Raw genomic sequence first — 16631 nt, forward strand, 5'->3', positions numbered from 1 at the left:
TCGGTCCAAAGGGATTTATATCTTATTTTATTTCAAGTGTATATGGTTGAGTACTAGCTTTGCCGTAATATTCACTTACTTCAATATAGTAAGTTCCTTTATCGAGTTCGACTGTACCTACTTCAGCATCTCCAGCTCCGTAAAAATCTAAAGTTTGTACTGTTTTTCCGTTTGCATCAATAATACGGATGACGCCATCTAGTGCTTTTTCTGTTTGAAGAGAGAAGAACACATCGCGTTTGCTGTCGTTTTTAAATTCAAAATAGTCTTTATCGCCAAATGGAACCCCTGCATTTAGATATTGAGTAGCTACCCATTTACCATCTTTTTTCGTAAGTACAGTTGGTTTCGTGGGTACACCGTTAACTAATTTGGAATCTGCATCTTCATCTGCATTTTTATGATCAAACAAAGTTAAAGTATACGGTTGGATTGATACTTGTCCAACATTGCTTCCGTTAAGAACAATAAAATACGCGTGATCCTTTTTGGCTTTAAAAGAAGTATTTACATCTGTTGTTCCTCCAAGGCCTAGTAGTTGTTGAAGGATGTCTTCACTCTGTCCAAATGGAATTTCTGTTGCCATTTCTTCTGGATCAATTTTCTTATTACCATTTGTATCTTCTATAATGGAGCCTGAAAACTTCAAATCATTTTGAAGTTCTTTAGGTAATTGATCTAGCTGTTCTTTTGTATATGGTGCAGAAGAAATAAGAAGGCTCATGACTTCATCTTTGCCTTGTTGTCTAAAATAGTAAAAATCTGTATCATCTTGATAAATGAGATGATCTTTGTAAGTGATATTAGGTCCAATCGTTTTAGCAGTTTTTGGTGTATTGTTTTTTCTATTATACTCTTCTGGAATAGCTGCCATTTTACTTGTTTTAAGTGTATACGGTTCAGCAGAACGGTCACCAAGATTCATTACTTTTACAACATAGGTTTTATCCTTTTTCAATGCAATTGCCTTAGCTTCGTTTTCATCAATTGTTGATCCAAGAAGTAGACTAAGTAACCCCATATCATTAGTTAATGAAGAAACTGGGATTAATTCATTTGTTTTCTCATCGTATTCGAATATATTACCAGCTGGTGATTGGTTGATACCTTTTTGAATCTTGAAACCATAAACGGCATTTTCTTTAGCTGTAAACGTGAAGTAATCTTCATCATCTTCAGTTTGGAAGTATGCTTTTTGATCTTGACCAATATCAAAACGAATTGCTTGTTCCATAATCTGGTCAGCGTTTTCTGGTTGTCCCATTGCATCTGGGTTCATGAATATATTCATGAAATCATTTACTTGATTACGTTTTTTTGTTTTATATTCAGCTAAAGGTAAAAGATCCTTTTGTATGTTGTTTTCTTGCATTTCCCCATTAAATGTAAGGCCGTCTTCATCTTGAGGAAGGGTTACGACTTCACTTTTTAATGTGTAAGGAATGATTGATTCACTAACAGTTTCTTCAGTATTAATACCGCCGCTAAAGAACATATCAAGTAAAAAATTGTTACTGTTTTTATTAGATACGCTTATTACATACTCTTGATCTGGCATAGCATCGACAACCAAGTTTACTCCTTCGCCTTTATCCGTACCATAAGATGTTCGAATTGGATATGCCTCATCTAATCCTTCAGCATCGAATTCCTCTGTTGGTACATTAACTAAGTCTTCTTTTAAATAAAGCTCCATGGATGCAGTAACACCTGGAATCCCAGTTAAATCAAATTTCAGTGTCGTTGGTTCATTTACTGAAAATGTAAAATAATCTTTGTCACCTAGATGATCTTCAGAAAGTAGGGTATAGTTTTTCCCTGCTGTACTGAATGGGAATTTTTCAATATTCTCCATATGCTCCATATCTAGTGAATCAATTGGTAATTTATTAGTTGTTTGAGCTGTGAAGACATAGTTAGAATCGCCCTTTGAGCTATAGTTACCATTATGATCTTTAACTCCAATAAGAAGGGTTCCCTTTTGCTCTGCTTTATATAGGTATCCTTCTTGCTTGCCAACGCGAACATCATTGACGTTAATTGGTTCTACTTCTTTACTGTTACCTTCAGGGTAGAAGTACAAATCAAATGCATAATCATATTTGTTTGCACCGTTTAATGTCAGCTGAGCATATTCATTTTCATCTAAATTAACCTTGTACCATTTCTTTTCGTCCGGTTGGTTGAATGCACCTTTTTCAGTATTTAATGTATCCTTTTTAAGGACTTTAGCGTTTTTCAAGCGCTCTCCTTTTGTTTCTGAATACTGTTTTGGTAAATCTTTTATATTATACTGTAATGCTTTCACAGGATCTACTAGACCATGTCCATATGTAAGATCATACCCCGTCTCACCTAAATCCTTTGCAGTCTGTTCGAGAATAGCTTCTATTTCATAAGGCTTTAAATCTGGGTATTTTGATTTTAATAGGGAAGCCACACCTGCAACAACAGGAGATGCCATCGATGTTCCACTAAATTTTACAAATGATGATCCTTTTTTCTCATCATGAACTGTACTATAAATTTCTTCACCTGGAGCTACTAGGTCAACCGATGGACCATAATTTGAATAGCTTGATAGTTTGTTTCGATCATTCGTAGAACCTACACTAATAACACCTTCGTATGAAGCAGGGAAGGAGTAGTTATCTGTCGATTCATTTCCAGCAGCTGCGACAATGGTAATTCCTTTATCAATGGCTTTCTGAACTGCATCCTCTAACAGTGGAGATGTTCCGTAGCCGCCAAGGCTCATATTAATAACATCAGCGCCTTGCTCAATGGCGTAAAGGATGCCTTGTGCAATGACGAAATCATTGGAACCTTCTTTTCCGTTGAATACATCAATCGGAAGAAGTTTGGCTTTTGGATTAATCCCGTGTCCTCCAATGCCATTATCTTTTGCCGCGCCAATAATTCCTGCTACATGCGTTCCATGATCACCAGGATAAGAAGTATTGGCAGGTGCTGCAGCATTATATGGTGGTAGCACTTGAGATTTTAAATCTGGATGTTTAAAATCCACACCAGAATCGATAACGGCTACTTTTACATCATTGTTGCCCGCTAATTCTAGTGCTTTATCAATTTGAAGTAGGTTTAAATGATACATATCCTGTTTCTTTGGATCTGTTTTTGTGCCAAAGGAATGATACACATAGCTTGGGGATACACTTTTAACCCCTTTTTGTGTAGCATAATATGAAACTGCTTTTTCTAAATTTGTTCCTTTGTTCAGTTGGATAACATCGTAACCTAATGAAGGGATAGAGCGGATCACTTTTGAGCCAATTTTATTATGTACATTCTTATCAAGACCGGAATGTTTGACGATAATCGTATCCTTGCTAATCCATTCTTTTTGATTTTTAAATGTTTGGTCCTTATTGCTAGCTACTTTCACTAAATCTTGGTTCTTTGCTGTTTTTTGTGGAGCTTCAGCAAAGGCAGAAGTAGCAGGAACCATTAGTGCTGCAGATGCTACTAAAGCGATTGATTTCTTATTCCATTTCTTCAATTATATTTCCTCCTTGAATGTCTTATTTTGTGACATCTATACTAATACGAATGGACGATAGAAAAGTTTCGTAATAAAAATATATTTTTCCAAAAGAACCAATCCGTATTTTTCTATTTAATACATGGTAAAAAAGTTGCGTTAGCAGACTAAAAGGGGAGGGAGTTCGAATACCCTCTTTGACCAATAAGTGTCCATAGCTAAAACAGACTTATAGGCTACGGGTGTCCCTTATCTAATCGATTTGTGAGATTGCAGTCAAGGAGAGTGAAAAAGCACGCAACAATAATCCCCAACAGGCTATGTTCCTAAAAATGTTTTAAAGCTGCTCAATAAGTCTTTGTAAATCTTCTTTCGATCGAGGCATTATAATGTTTTTCTCAATTAGTTTTTTGTTTTGTAAGGCAATCGTCATTTCAAAGACCCATGGACGTTCAAGATGGGCTCTTTCAAGCAAATCCTCTTGAAAGAACATTTCAACTGGATCCCCATTATAAATAATTCTCCCAGCTTCCATGACGATTATTTGATCTGCCCATTCATATGCCAAAGCGATATCATGCGTTGCTAGTAAAATTGTTCGTTCACCGTTCTCTAATGTAGCTAAATACTGTAAAACTTGTGCAGCATAATAATTATCTAGCCCAGCTGTCGGTTCATCTAATAGTAATACGGAAGGTTCCATTGCTAGTACTCCTGCCATTGCGACACGTTTTTTCTGTCCAACACTTAAAAAATGTATCGGTTTATCGAGCAATGCTTCAACTTCAGTTTGAGCGACAGCCCATGCAATTTTCTCTTCAATTTTTTCAGTTGTCCAGCCAAGATTCAGAGGCCCAAATGCAATATCCTGCTTAACTGTACCCGAAAAAAGCTGGTTGTCTGCATCCTGAAAAACAATACCAACCTGTTGGCGTAATACTTTTAATGCTTTTCTACTATAATTAAGTTCTTTGTCACAAAAGGCTATACTTCCAGTGGTTGGCTTCAAAATTCCATTTAAATGCTGAAATAACGTTGATTTCCCAGCCCCGTTATGACCAAGTAAAGCGATTTTTTTCCCCTTTGGAATCTGTAGTGTAATATCTGTTAAGGCATGAGTTCCATCTGCATAAGCGTAAGATAAATGTTTTAATTCAAAGAATAAGTCTGTCATCAGAAAAAACCTCCATAAATGATGAGGAATATAAAAATTGCAGCAATACCTAGCCAGTTTTTCATGTTATAGGTAACATCCTCCTGCCAATAGACAGTTTCGCCACCACGTGCTTCCATCGCATTGTTTAATTCACGACTTCGTTGGAACATCTCAGCAAATAAAGCTGTGATCAGCATTGATACTGAGCGAAGCCACTGCATAGGGGAGCTGTAACCTAGTCGAGCCTGCTGGGCAAGATGAATTTTTTGCATACTATCTAAAAAGATAAAAATAAATCGATACGTAAGTTCTACTAGTTCTACAAACAAAGTGGGAAGTCGCCAAAGTCGTAGGACGTGACAAATAGATTGTACCGATGTCGTGAGAATTAAAAAATACAAACAGCTAATGCTGCCAAGGACGATGAAAAAAAGCTGTTGCGCTGTCACTAGGCTCGCACTGCCTACAAAAATTGTCCAACTATTAAGAGAAAATGACCAAATGTGTGCAGGTAGCGTGCTCGTTGATGGCGTTATCGAAATTAAAATAGATACTAAACTTGACAGTAAAAAAAATCCCGGTAGCAATAGTAGTTTTGCATAATATTTAATAGGGATTTTTGCGCTTAAAATGATAAAAGCACTCATTACAATAAATGTAATGAGTGAAATTCGTTCATCTCTCATGATAAGCGACAATAGAAGAAGTCCAAGGGATAACGTCATTTTTTCTAGCGGATGAACAGACGCTAGCTTATTCATATAAGCATACTTATCAATGAGTAACATAGCGTTTAACCTTCTTTATGTTTGCCGCGCATTAAACCGATGAAATAGCCGATAAATCCAGCGCCGATAGCAGCTTGTAGTGCGAATAATAAGCTTTCAATTTCACCACTTGGTGGCTCCCATAAGCTTTCAAACCATGGCTCGTAGTCAGCATTTATTTCACTAATTGCTGCTTCCGCTTCGCCATCAGCACCCTCAAATTCTGCGCCCTTTTGGATAAATAGGGGGATGATTGCTAGTAACACAACAATTGCTAAGAGCAGTAAGTTTTTTTTCATTTTAGTGTGCCTCCTTTGCTGAGAAAACACGTAATGCTTTTAATTCGCTCACATTGTATTTTTTCAAGAAGTTCATAACGATCACTGTTAAAATTCCTTCACTAACAGCAAGAGGAACTTGTGTTAACGCAAAAATGCCAGCAAATTTTGTGAATGACGCCATAAAGCCTCCGACTTCAGATGGGAAGGCAAGGGCTAGCTGTACAGAAGTGACAACATATGTACCTAAGTCACCAAGCATTGCTGCTAAAAAGACAGCTACTGAAAAGGATAGTCCCATTTTTTGTGAGCCCTTAAATACATAGTAAACAATAATAGGACCAACAATTGCCATGGAAAAGGTATTTGCCCCTAATGTTGTAAGACCACCATGTGCTAAAAGTAAAGATTGGAATAATAATACGATTGTTCCGATAACACTCATGGCTAGTGGCCCAAAAAGAACTGTCCCAAGTCCAACTCCTGTCGGATGTGAGCAACTTCCCGTTACAGAAGGGATTTTTAAGGCTGATAGCACAAAGGCAAAGGCACCCGATAGACCTAATATCATTTTTGTCTCAGGATTTTCATCAATGGTTTTACGAATAGAACGTAATCCTAAAATAATAAATGGAATCGATACGACCCACCAAAAAATCGCCCATTCAATCGGCAAAAAGCCCTCCATGATATGCATCGCAAATGCACGATTTGGCACGAATAAAAATGCCAGTAAGAAATAACTAAGCTTCCAACCTGAGAATTTCAAATATCTCTCCTCCTAACATTAAATTTTTCGATTGTAGCGTGCGAAAATAAAAAAAACACTTCTCCAATTGCGGAAAAGTGTATAGCTAAAAAAGCAAATAGAATTCTAATCTGCTAAGCCGCACACCTATCCTCGTAGGTTGAAACGATCACATATTTTTCGGCAGGTCTCCTGGCTTTAGTTCAACGTTTTATAGGCCTTCCCATCCTTTGGACAGTGACATTATCTATAAAACTCTCTAGTACAGTGGCGGGACCGCGCCGGATTTGAACCGGCTTCCCTTTTAAGCGAAATGACGAACACTTCGCACCGAAAAAAGATGAAGTTGTGAGATTTCACGACAAAGTGTAACATGAATTTCCATATATATGCTATACTTTTTATGAAAAAATGTTTAATTGAGTCTCAATGTCGAAAATTCAGATAAATAGAGAACTAATGTCACATTTTTCTAAAAAAATTAATATAAATGTCACAAATTAAGAAAGAAATATTGAAATTTTAAAAAAATAAGCTATGATAGAAACAGTTTTCAATTACATAAATTCATATAAAACGTCCATAAGTGCTTGAATATTTTCAAGATAATAGGGAAATCGGTGAAAATCCGATACAGCCCCCGCTACTGTAATAGCTGATGAAATCGCAAAGGCCACCATTTATAAAAAAAATGGGAAGGTGCGAAAGTAAAAGGAAGCTTAAGTCAGGAAACCTGCTTATGTGATGATGCATGCAAACTTTTCGGAGGGAGAAGTTGAAGCGAGAGCGAGTACCCGTATATTCGTTTTTATTTAGCTTCTACAAAACCTTTACTCTTCCGTCTAGAGTAAAGGTTTTTCTTTTTCCTAAAAGCAAATGAGGGGAGAACAACTATGACAACTTGGAATTTAGAGGGGATGAAAACACATCTTTTTATTTGCAATGGTAGTAGCTGTATGAAAAAAGATGCAGAGGAAATTACACAGGCAATCCGAGATGAAATACAGTTGCTGGCACTTGATAAGGAGATACATACGACAAGGACTCGCTGTAATGGCAGATGTAAGGATGCTTGCGTTGTCATTGGATATCCTCAAGGGAATTGGTACCGTGTGCCGACAACGGAGCATGCGAGGGCACTCGTGCAAGATTTAAATCATGAATCGTTACATAATGAGCATGTCTTTACATTGCGTGAAGGTTCGTTACAGCGGACAGCACAAACAACAGCCATTAAAGGCATTGAAAAGGTGAAAGAGGGGTAACAAAATGGCGCAAAAAGGTAAGATTTTCGTAGTTGGCTTTGGCCCTGGAGATTTTAAACATATTACGACTCGTGCTGTGGAGGCACTACAACAAAGTGATATGATCATTGGTTATAAAACTTATGTTGAACTTATTCAGGATTTAGTTAGCGCAAAGTCGATTATTAGTACTGGTATGACAGAGGAAGTTTCACGTGCACAGGAAGCAGTACGTCAAGCAGAGGCTGGAAGTATCGTATCGGTTATTTCGAGCGGAGATGCAGGCGTTTATGGCATGGCAGGATTAGTGTATGAGGTATTAATCGAGCTAGGTTGGACAGAAGCAACTGGTATCGAGGTTGAAATTGTTCCAGGCATTTCGGCTATTAATTCGTGTGCAAGTTTACTAGGTGCTCCAATAATGCATGACGCCTGTACCATTAGTTTAAGTGACCATTTGACACCTTGGAATTTAATTGCAAAGCGAGTAGAAGCGGCAGCAATGGCGGATTTTGTTATCGCTCTTTATAACCCAAAGAGTGGCCGTCGTACGAGACAGATCGTAGAGGCACAACGAATTTTATTAGAATATCGTTCGCCAGATACGCCGGTAGGACTTGTGAAGAGTGCTTACCGTGATCGCCAGGAAATTACGATGACGACTTTAGCAGAAATGCTGGAACATGATATCGGCATGTTAACAACGGTTATTATCGGGAATTCATCAACGTTCTTCTATGACAATAAAATGATTACGCCGCGTGGTTATCAGCGCAAATATACACTTGGTGAAGAAAAACAACCGTTACGACCACATCAACGACTTAGAGATGAAAATGAACCTTGGGCAATGAATCAAGAAACAGGGAAGGCACGTAATGATTTTGCGACAGATCCCAATGCCAATCGAATTAAGCCCAGTTTAGCCATAACACCAGAACCGAAGCCTAAAAAATCATCACTTGAAATGGCGACAGCAGCTCTAACAATGGTGAATGGAACAAGTGCTATGAAGGTAACACCTAAGCTTGTTCAACAAAAAATCCAATCCATTTTTGAATTAGCTGTTAGTCCAGGGGTAGCCAATAAGTTCTTTACGCCTCAACAAATGATGACGTTAGCGGAGGTCGTTGGTGAGGAAGGAACGATGGAGTATACACCAGACCATCAAATTCATTTGAAAATTCCAACGGCTGAGCCTGAAGAAATTACTGCAAAGCTTCGTGAAGTGGGCTTTTTACTAACACCAATTGGTGACGTGCTATCGTTAAAGGCTTGTGACTTCTGTTACGGAGAAAAGGCCGATTCGATTCCTTATGCGGAAGAGATTCAAGAAAAGCTTGGAGGTATGTCGTTACCGAAAACATTAAATATTGGCTTTAATGGCTGTGGTATGGCATGTTATCGAGCCGTATTTGATGATATTGGTATTGTTTATCGCAAAAGTAAATTTGATGTTTTTATTGGTGCTAAGCCGGTTGGCCGTACTGCACATGCTGCCCAGCCTGTTGTTGAGGGCCTAGAGCCTGAACAGCTTATACCGCTTATCACAGACATTATCGAAGAGTATAAAGCAAATGCACATCCAAATGAACGTTTGTTTAAATACTTTAAGCGTGTGAAAAAGATCCTACATTTTACGTATCAGGATATGTCTTCAAAAATAAAAGTAGAGCCAGCTCCGTGCGGCGACTAGTGAGGAGTAATGAGATGAAAGCAATTTTATTTGTCGGCCATGGGAGCCGTTTAGCAGCAGGAAATGATGAGGTACGCACGTTTATCGAGCAAATGACACCTCGTATTGATGAAAGCTTTTTAGTGGAAACATGTTTCTTAGAGTTTGCATCTCCAAATATTGAAGAAGGTATTACGAACTGTGTGAAGAAGGGTGCTACAGAGGTACATGTTATTCCGATTATTCTTCTTCATGCTGGACATTCAAAACTTCATATTCCAGCAGAAATCGAACATGCGCGTGAGCATTATCCAAATATTACGTTCACATATGGCCAAACAATCGGTATCCATGACGAAATATTTGCTATTTTAGAAGACCGTTTAGCAGAAATTGGCTTTAATGCTGAGGAAGAACATAAGGATACTGCCATTTTATTAATTGCACGAGGCGGTAGTGACCCAGCTGCAAATGGTGATTTTTATAAAATTACACGTTTATTATGGGAAAAACTCCCGGTTCAGTATGTAGAAAGCGCCTTTATGGGTGTCACAGATCCTCGTGTTGAAGAAGGAATTGAGCGCTGTGTGAAGCTGGGTGCTAAAAAAATCATTATGCTACCGTATTTCTTATTCACAGGTATCCTAATGGAACGTATGAACGGCATGTGTAAGCAATTTAACGAAAAATATGCTGACTGTGATATTCAAATTGCCAACTATTTTGGCTATCATGAGCGTTTGCAAAATGTGTTATTAGAGCGAATTGAGCAAGCTGTGAATGGTACATCAACAGGTATGCAAGATTTAGAAAATTATCGTGCTTATGCGGCGGTGCATGGACATGCGCATCATCATCACCATCATGACCACGATCATGGACATGATCACCACCATGAAGAGGAGCCAGTGAAATGATTTTCATGTTAGCAGGGACGAGTGATGCAAGGAATCTAGCACTTGAATTACAGTCAGCAGGTTACGCTGTGACAGCTACGGTCGTTACTGAATCAGCCGCTTCAAGCCTTGCAGAAGTAGGCCTCCCTCATTTAATTGGTCGATTAACGGCTGAGGAAATGGCGACGATTATCACAGAGCGAGGGTATCGTTTAGTTGTAGATGCCTCTCATCCATTTGCTGAAGAAGCTTCAAAAAATGCTATGGCTGCTGCTGAGCAAGCAAATGTTCCGTATATTCGCTATGAACGTGCCCATGAGCATTATGCACACCCACTAATTACGATTGTGAAAGATTATGAGGAGGCTGCCCATTTAGCAGCGGAAAAACGCGGCGTCATTATGCTAACGACGGGCAGTAAAACGCTAGCAACATTTACAAAGGTGTTACATGGTTTAGAACATACACGAGTAATTGCGCGTATGCTTCCTCGACTCGATAATATGGAAAAATGCGAAGCACTTGGTGTGGCACAAAGAGATATTGTTGCCATACAAGGCCCTTTTTCAAAGGAATTAAACGAAGCCCTCTTTCGTCAATATGGTGTGACATTGATGATTACGAAAGAAAGCGGCAAGGTTGGCTCGGTGGATGAAAAGCTAGAGGCTGCTCTTGTATGTGGCATTGAAACAATTTTAATCGCAAGACCAAATATAAAATACGGACAGCAATATTCTACATTTGAAGATGTACTACAAGCTGTACAAAACACACTTTAGGAGGCAATCCAGATGGACTTTAAAACAGATTTCAAACCATTAACAGTAGACCCAGATAAAATTTACGATTACAGTTTCTCCATTATTGCAGAAGAAATGGGCGAGCATAATTTCTCAGAAGACGAGTGGAAAGTAGTACGTCGTATCATCCATGCTTCTGCTGATTTTGAGCTTGGACGTAGCGTTATTATTACACCAGGAGCGCTTGAGGCAGGTATTAAATCAATTCTTGCTGGTCGCCATGTCATTGCAGATGTGCAAATGATCGAAAGTGGTTCAGGGAAAAAACGTTTCCAAAAGCATGGCGGCGATTTGCACTGCTATATTGCAGATGAAGACGTATCGATTGAAGCCAAAAAACAAAACACAACGCGCGCGATTATTTCTATGCAAAAGGCTACTAAATTACATGAAGGTGGTATTTATGCAATTGGGAATGCACCAACAGCATTGCTTGAATTAATTCGTTTAATTAAAGAAGGCTTAGCGAAACCGGATTTAATTATCGGTATGCCAGTTGGCTTCGTGTCAGCTGCTGAGTCGAAGGAAGAGCTACTAAAACTAGAAGGTATTCCGTATATTACAAATGTTGGTCGTAAAGGCGGTAGTACAGTGACGGTTGCCGCATTGAATGCTGTCTCACTTTTAGCGGATGAACAGGCGAAAAAATAATGGAGCGGAAGCCTAAAAAGGATCCCAAAGACATGCGTCACGGTTATACAACTGGATCCTGTGCGACTGCAGTAACGAAGGCCGCATTACTTGCCTTAATAACAAATGAAGAGCAAGAAACAAGTACCATTCATTTGCCGATTGGGCGAGATGCGACCTTTACGATAGAAAAATGTACATTTCAGCATGATGCTGTTAGCTGTGAAACGATTAAAGATGCTGGTGATGACCCGGACGCAACACATAAAGCACTCATTGTTGGCACAGTAAGCTGGTCGGATATACCAGGCATTCATCTGGACGGTGGAATTGGTGTCGGGCGCGTAACAAAGCCCGGCTTACCAGTACCTGTCGGGGAAGCAGCCATCAATCCTGTACCACGGAAGATGATTCATAGTACTGTACAAGGCGTACTTGACGAATTTCAAATTAAACGAGGCGTTAACGTAGTTATTTCAGTCCCTAAAGGTGAGGAAATGGCTAAAAAAACGTTAAATGGGCGACTTGGTATTATTGGAGGCATCTCCATTTTAGGCACAAGGGGAACCGTCGTGCCTTTTTCGAGTTCCGCGTATATGGCCAGTATCGTCCAAGCGATTAGTGTTGCAAAAGAGGCTGGTTGTGAGCATTTAGTTGTCACTACAGGTGGACGCAGTGAAAAGTATGCAATGGCACAATACCCTGATTTGCCAGAGGAAGCGTTCGTTGAGATGGGCGATTTTGTTGGCTTTACATTAAAGCATTGTAAGCGACTCGGTATGAAGAAAGTATCGCTTGTTGGGATGATGGGGAAATTCTCGAAGGTGGCACAAGGTGTCATGATGGTGCACTCCAAAAGTGCTCCTATTGATTTTAACTTTTTAGCTCAATTAGCAGTGGATATAGGTGCAAATGAAGAAACCGTTACAAACGTACGAGAGGCAAACACTGCTTCGCAAGTCGGAGAAATTATGGCAGAAAAGGGCTATGATGCATTCTTCAACCACTTATGCGAAGCTTGCTGTTATTCATCATTACATCACATTAAGGGCGGTTTAACGCTTTCCACATCGATCTATTCGATGCAGGGACAATTATTAGGAAGGGCTGATGACATTGCATCGATCAATGAAATTGATTGGGATCGGGGATAATGGACAAGAAAGCTTGCTACGACAATATGTACAGTGGATTGAAGACTGTGAGGTGCTTGTTGGCGGGGAGCGTGTCCTAGAATTTTTCCCGAATTTTACTGGAGAGAAAATTTTGATTAAAGGTGGTCTTTCAGCGCTGGTTGAAAGATTATCTACAGAAACAAGAAATACAGTTATTTTTGCGTCAGGTGATCCATTATTTTATGGAATCGGTGGTTATTTAGCGAAAAAGCTAGATATTGAAATTTACCCATATATGAGCTCAGTACAGCTTGCTTTTTCAAAGATGGGGGAAAGTTGGCAAGATGCCTATGTAACAAGCATTCATGGGCGCTCTATGAAAGGCTTAGCACAACGTATTGATGGTCAAAAGAAAGTGGCACTGCTAACAGATGCAGAAAATAACCCAAACGCGCTGGCACGTTATTTAAAGCATTTTGGCATGACAGAATACCGTGCATTTGTGGCAGAAAATTTACAAGGTACAAATGAAAAATTTGGCTGGTATTCGCTTAATGAATTAGAAATGGCTGATTTTTCTCCATTAAATGTTGTCATTTTACAGCAAACTTCAGTGCCGAAACGTTATGCACTCGGTATTGATGATGAAGAATTCTCACAGCGCAAGCCAGATAAAGGGCTTATTACGAAAAAAGAAATTCGCGTCTTAAGTTTACAAGCGATGCAGCTACAACAGGATAGCATCATTTGGGACGTTGGTACATGCACAGGGTCGATGGCGATTGAAGCTGGCAAGCTTGCGCCAGAAGGTCAAATATTTGCAGTGGAGAAAAACGCTCCTGATTTAGAAAATTGCCTGCAAAACCAACAAAAGTTCCGTGTAGATATTACAGCTATTCATAGTAAAGCGCCAGCAGGACTTGAAAACTTCCCTGATCCGGACGCGATTTTTATCGGCGGCACAGGAGGAGAAATGGTGGAGCTATTACAATTATGCTGTACACGCTTAAAGCCAAATGGTCGTATTGTATTGAATGCTGCAACCATTGAAAATTTATATAAGGCTGTCGAAGCGTTTAAGTCTTGTGGCTTTGCTGTAGACATATTGCAGGCACAGCTTGCGCGCAGTAAACCAATATTAGATATGACACGTTTTGTCCCATTAAATCCGATTTACATTATTTCTGCATATCGAAAGGAAGAAAATCATGAGTAATCTAGGTATATTATATGGCTTGGGCGTAGGTCCTGGCGATCCAGAGTTAATTACAGTTAAGGCTTTCCGCGTCATTCAGGAATCGCCCGTTATTGCCTATCCGAAAAAACTAAAAGGTAGTAAAAGCTATGCCCATCGTATTGTAGATGTCTATATTAACCCAGAAGAAAAGGATATGCTTGGACTAGTATTTCCTATGACAAAAGATGAGGCTGTATTAGAACGCGAATGGACGAAATCAGTGGAACTTGTCTATGGAAAATTAAAAGAAGGTAAGGATGTCGCATTCGTTACAGAAGGTGACCCATTATTATATAGTACGTTCATCCATATGATGAAGCTTATGCAAGAAATGCATCCTGATGTTGAAATTCAAACAGTTCCTGGAATTTCTTCGTTCAATGGTTCTGCATCACGACTTGGGATCGCGCTAGCAGATGGTGATGACCGTGTTGCCATTGTCCCCGCCCATGATGACTATGATGCCATGCGTGAAGCGATTGAAAGTCACGATGCAGTGGTGTTCATAAAAGTAGCCAAGGTTATTGATTTAATGCTTGAGGTGCTACGTGATTTAGATTTACTGGATAAGGCATCAGTCGTAACAAAGGTAACGTCTGACGAGGAAATTATTTGGGATGTGCGCGAGCTAGACGGAGTCGATTTAGAATATTTAACATTAATGGTGGTGCGTAAATAATGAAGAAAATATATATTGTCGGCGCTGGTCCTGGTGATCCAGATTTAATTACAGTAAAAGGCTTACATATGCTACAAACAGCAGACGTTGTGATGTATACAGATTCTTTAGTAAGTGAGGACCTGATTGCAAAGGCAAGGCCAGATGCAGAGGTCATTCGTACAGCAGGTATGCACTTAGAGGAAATGGTAGCGGTCATGGTAGATCGTGTTAATGCGGGTAAAGTAGTGGCTCGTATGCATACAGGTGACCCTGCGATGTATGGAGCAATCATGGAGCAGGTGGCCCTATTAAAAAAAGAAGGCATTGGCTATGAGGTTATTCCTGGTGTTAGCTCTGTCTTCGCTTCGGCAGCGGCAATCGGGGCAGAATTAACAATTCCTGACTTAACACAAACACTTATTTTAACGCGTGCCGAAGGACGTACACCTGTGCCAGAGTTTGAAAAACTACGCGATTTAGCAAGTCACCATTGTACAATTGCCTTATTCCTGAGCGCAACGCTAACGAAGAAAATAGTAAAAGAATTGCAGAGTGCTGGATGGGCTGATGATACACCAGTAGCTGTTATTCAACGTGCTTCTTGGCCAGATCAAAAAATCGTGCGTACAACATTAATAGAGTTGGATGAAGCAATGCGTGTCAACGGTATTCGTAAGCATGCGATGATTTTAGCTGGCTGGGCATTAGATCCGACTATTCATGATAAGGATCAATATCGTTCGAAATTATATGATGCTTCCTTTACACATGGCTTTAGAAAAGGTGTGAAGACAAGTGATTGAGTTACAAGAGGGTTTATTACCAGAAGTTGATCAACGAAATCCTTATGCAGTTGTAGCCATCACAAAACACGGTGTTCAAATCGGACGTCGCTTGCAGCATACTTTTGCTGCGAGCGACTTATATTACATGAGTAAATTTGAGCAGGGCGATGAAGCAGAAAAGCATATTCAAATGTTTACAGGTACTGTGCGGTTACTGCTGCCTACTCTTTTTAAGCAATATAAAGGCCTAATTTTAATCATCTCACTCGGAGCAGTTGTCCGCATGATAGCACCGATTTTAAAGGATAAAAAGACAGATCCAGGCGTTGTTGTTATTGACGACCGTGGTGAAAACGTTATTAGCGTGTTATCGGGACATTTAGGTGGCGCCAATGAGCTAACACATGAAGTAGCTGCAGCGCTTGGGGCAAATCCAATTATTACAACAGCCTCAGATGTGCAAAAGACTATTCCGGTTGATTTATTTGGTGCACGTTTTGGCTGGGTATGGGATAGTGCCGATAAACTGACACCTGTAAGTGCCTCAGTTGTCAACGAGGAGCATGTTGCAATCGTTCAGGAAACGGGGGAACGTGACTGGTGGATGCGTGACACAGCGATGCCAGAACAAATTAAAATTTACTCGACAACATATGCTGCGATAGAAGCGAAACCACATGCGACATTGCTGATTACTGACCGCATCATTGACCCCGAAGAAGAAGTGCTTCTTGAAAATGGTGTCATTTATCGACCAAAATCGGTCGTGCTTGGCATGGGCTGTAATCGTGGGACATCTGTGGAAGAAATTGAGCAAGTCATTGATGAAACCCTTGCGGAGCTAAAGCTTTCGAAAAAAAGTGTTAAAGCGCTATGCACGATTGATTTAAAGAAGGACGAGCAATGCTTCCTAGAAATAACAAAGAAATACGATTGGGAATTTGTAACATATTCACCGGAGGAATTAAATGAAATTGATTTCCCATCACCTTCGGAAACCGTTTTTAAATATACAGGAGCATACGGAGTGAGTGAGCCTGCAGCAATGCGTTATGCGCAGGTGGAGTCACTTGTGCTAGAAAAGAAAAAATCGGGCAATGCTACTATCTCTGTTGCTAGATTAACATTTTAAGGAGG

Annotated in this window: 15 protein-coding genes and 2 riboswitches; of the genes, 10 read left to right on the forward strand and 5 right to left on the reverse strand. The window is 39.7% G+C overall.

Translation table 11 applies throughout. The features are described 5' to 3' along the window. Positions 1-22: 22 nt before the first annotated feature. From AN161_RS13885 to AN161_RS13905, 5 genes are all read right to left on the reverse strand, one after another. A complete protein-coding gene (locus AN161_RS13885) occupies positions 23-3520 on the reverse strand; it encodes a S8 family peptidase (protein WP_053594959.1) in 3498 nt (1165 codons plus the stop codon). A 319-nt stretch (positions 3521-3839) separates the two neighbouring features. Further along, positions 3840-4676 (reverse strand): ATP-binding cassette domain-containing protein, encoded by an 837-nt coding sequence (locus AN161_RS13890; protein ID WP_053594960.1) that lies wholly within the window; start codon positions 4674-4676, stop codon positions 3840-3842. Continuing rightward, the gene (gene cbiQ / locus AN161_RS13895) at positions 4676-5446 is read right to left on the reverse strand and encodes a cobalt ECF transporter T component CbiQ (protein ID WP_053594961.1); all 771 of its coding nucleotides are present in this window, start codon (positions 5444-5446) and stop codon (positions 4676-4678) included. Before cbiQ ends, AN161_RS13890 begins: the two co-directional genes overlap by 1 nt. Positions 5447-5451: 5 nt before the next feature. Then, complete coding sequence (locus AN161_RS13900; protein WP_053594962.1) at positions 5452-5724, reverse strand: energy-coupling factor ABC transporter substrate-binding protein; 273 nt, start codon at positions 5722-5724, stop codon at positions 5452-5454. Between the two features lies 1 nt (position 5725). Further along, positions 5726-6472 (reverse strand): energy-coupling factor ABC transporter permease, encoded by a 747-nt coding sequence (locus tag AN161_RS13905; protein ID WP_053594963.1) that lies wholly within the window; start codon positions 6470-6472, stop codon positions 5726-5728. Between the two features lie 143 nt (positions 6473-6615). Then, positions 6616-6801, reverse strand: a riboswitch (cobalamin riboswitch). A 217-nt stretch (positions 6802-7018) separates the two neighbouring features. Then, a riboswitch (cobalamin riboswitch) is annotated at positions 7019-7207 on the forward strand. A gap of 137 nt (positions 7208-7344) precedes the next feature. Between AN161_RS13905 and AN161_RS13910 the strand changes: the two genes are divergently transcribed. From AN161_RS13910 to AN161_RS13955, 10 genes are read left to right on the forward strand one after another with little or no spacing between them, the layout of a single operon-like run. Then, positions 7345-7716, forward strand: coding sequence for a (2Fe-2S) ferredoxin domain-containing protein (locus AN161_RS13910; protein WP_053594964.1), 372 nt, complete (start codon positions 7345-7347; stop codon positions 7714-7716). Positions 7717-7720: 4 nt separating this feature from the next. Next, complete coding sequence (gene cobJ / locus AN161_RS13915; RefSeq protein WP_053594965.1) at positions 7721-9391, forward strand: precorrin-3B C(17)-methyltransferase; 1671 nt, start codon at positions 7721-7723, stop codon at positions 9389-9391. Between the two features lie 14 nt (positions 9392-9405). Then, complete coding sequence (locus AN161_RS13920; RefSeq protein WP_053594966.1) at positions 9406-10287, forward strand: sirohydrochlorin chelatase; 882 nt, start codon at positions 9406-9408, stop codon at positions 10285-10287. After that, complete coding sequence (gene cobK / locus AN161_RS13925) at positions 10284-11045, forward strand: precorrin-6A reductase (RefSeq protein ID WP_053594967.1); 762 nt, start codon at positions 10284-10286, stop codon at positions 11043-11045. Before AN161_RS13920 ends, cobK begins: the two co-directional genes overlap by 4 nt. A 12-nt stretch (positions 11046-11057) precedes the next feature. Beyond that, entirely contained in the window at positions 11058-11717 is a 660-nt protein-coding gene (locus AN161_RS13930; RefSeq protein WP_053594968.1) for a precorrin-8X methylmutase, read from the forward strand. Then, positions 11717-12850, forward strand: coding sequence for a cobalt-precorrin-5B (C(1))-methyltransferase (locus AN161_RS13935; protein ID WP_053594969.1), 1134 nt, complete (start codon positions 11717-11719; stop codon positions 12848-12850). The genes AN161_RS13930 and AN161_RS13935 overlap by 1 nt, the downstream gene beginning before the upstream one ends. Next, positions 12807-14027: a precorrin-6y C5,15-methyltransferase (decarboxylating) subunit CbiE gene (gene cbiE, locus AN161_RS13940; protein WP_082340087.1), complete on the forward strand. Its 1221-nt coding sequence runs from the start codon at positions 12807-12809 to the stop codon at positions 14025-14027. The genes AN161_RS13935 and cbiE overlap by 44 nt, the downstream gene beginning before the upstream one ends. Beyond that, positions 14020-14727: a precorrin-2 C(20)-methyltransferase gene (gene cobI / locus AN161_RS13945; RefSeq protein ID WP_053594970.1), complete on the forward strand. Its 708-nt coding sequence runs from the start codon at positions 14020-14022 to the stop codon at positions 14725-14727. Before cbiE ends, cobI begins: the two co-directional genes overlap by 8 nt. Next, positions 14727-15512: a precorrin-4 C(11)-methyltransferase gene (gene cobM, locus AN161_RS13950; protein ID WP_053594971.1), complete on the forward strand. Its 786-nt coding sequence runs from the start codon at positions 14727-14729 to the stop codon at positions 15510-15512. Before cobI ends, cobM begins: the two co-directional genes overlap by 1 nt. Continuing rightward, complete coding sequence (locus tag AN161_RS13955) at positions 15505-16626, forward strand: cobalamin biosynthesis protein (protein ID WP_053594972.1); 1122 nt, start codon at positions 15505-15507, stop codon at positions 16624-16626. The genes cobM and AN161_RS13955 overlap by 8 nt, the downstream gene beginning before the upstream one ends. Positions 16627-16631 lie beyond the last annotated feature (5 nt).

Origin of the sequence: Lysinibacillus sp. FJAT-14222, from assembly GCF_001278875.1 — a bacterium.
GTDB classification, from domain to species: domain Bacteria; phylum Bacillota; class Bacilli; order Bacillales_A; family Planococcaceae; genus Lysinibacillus; species Lysinibacillus agricola.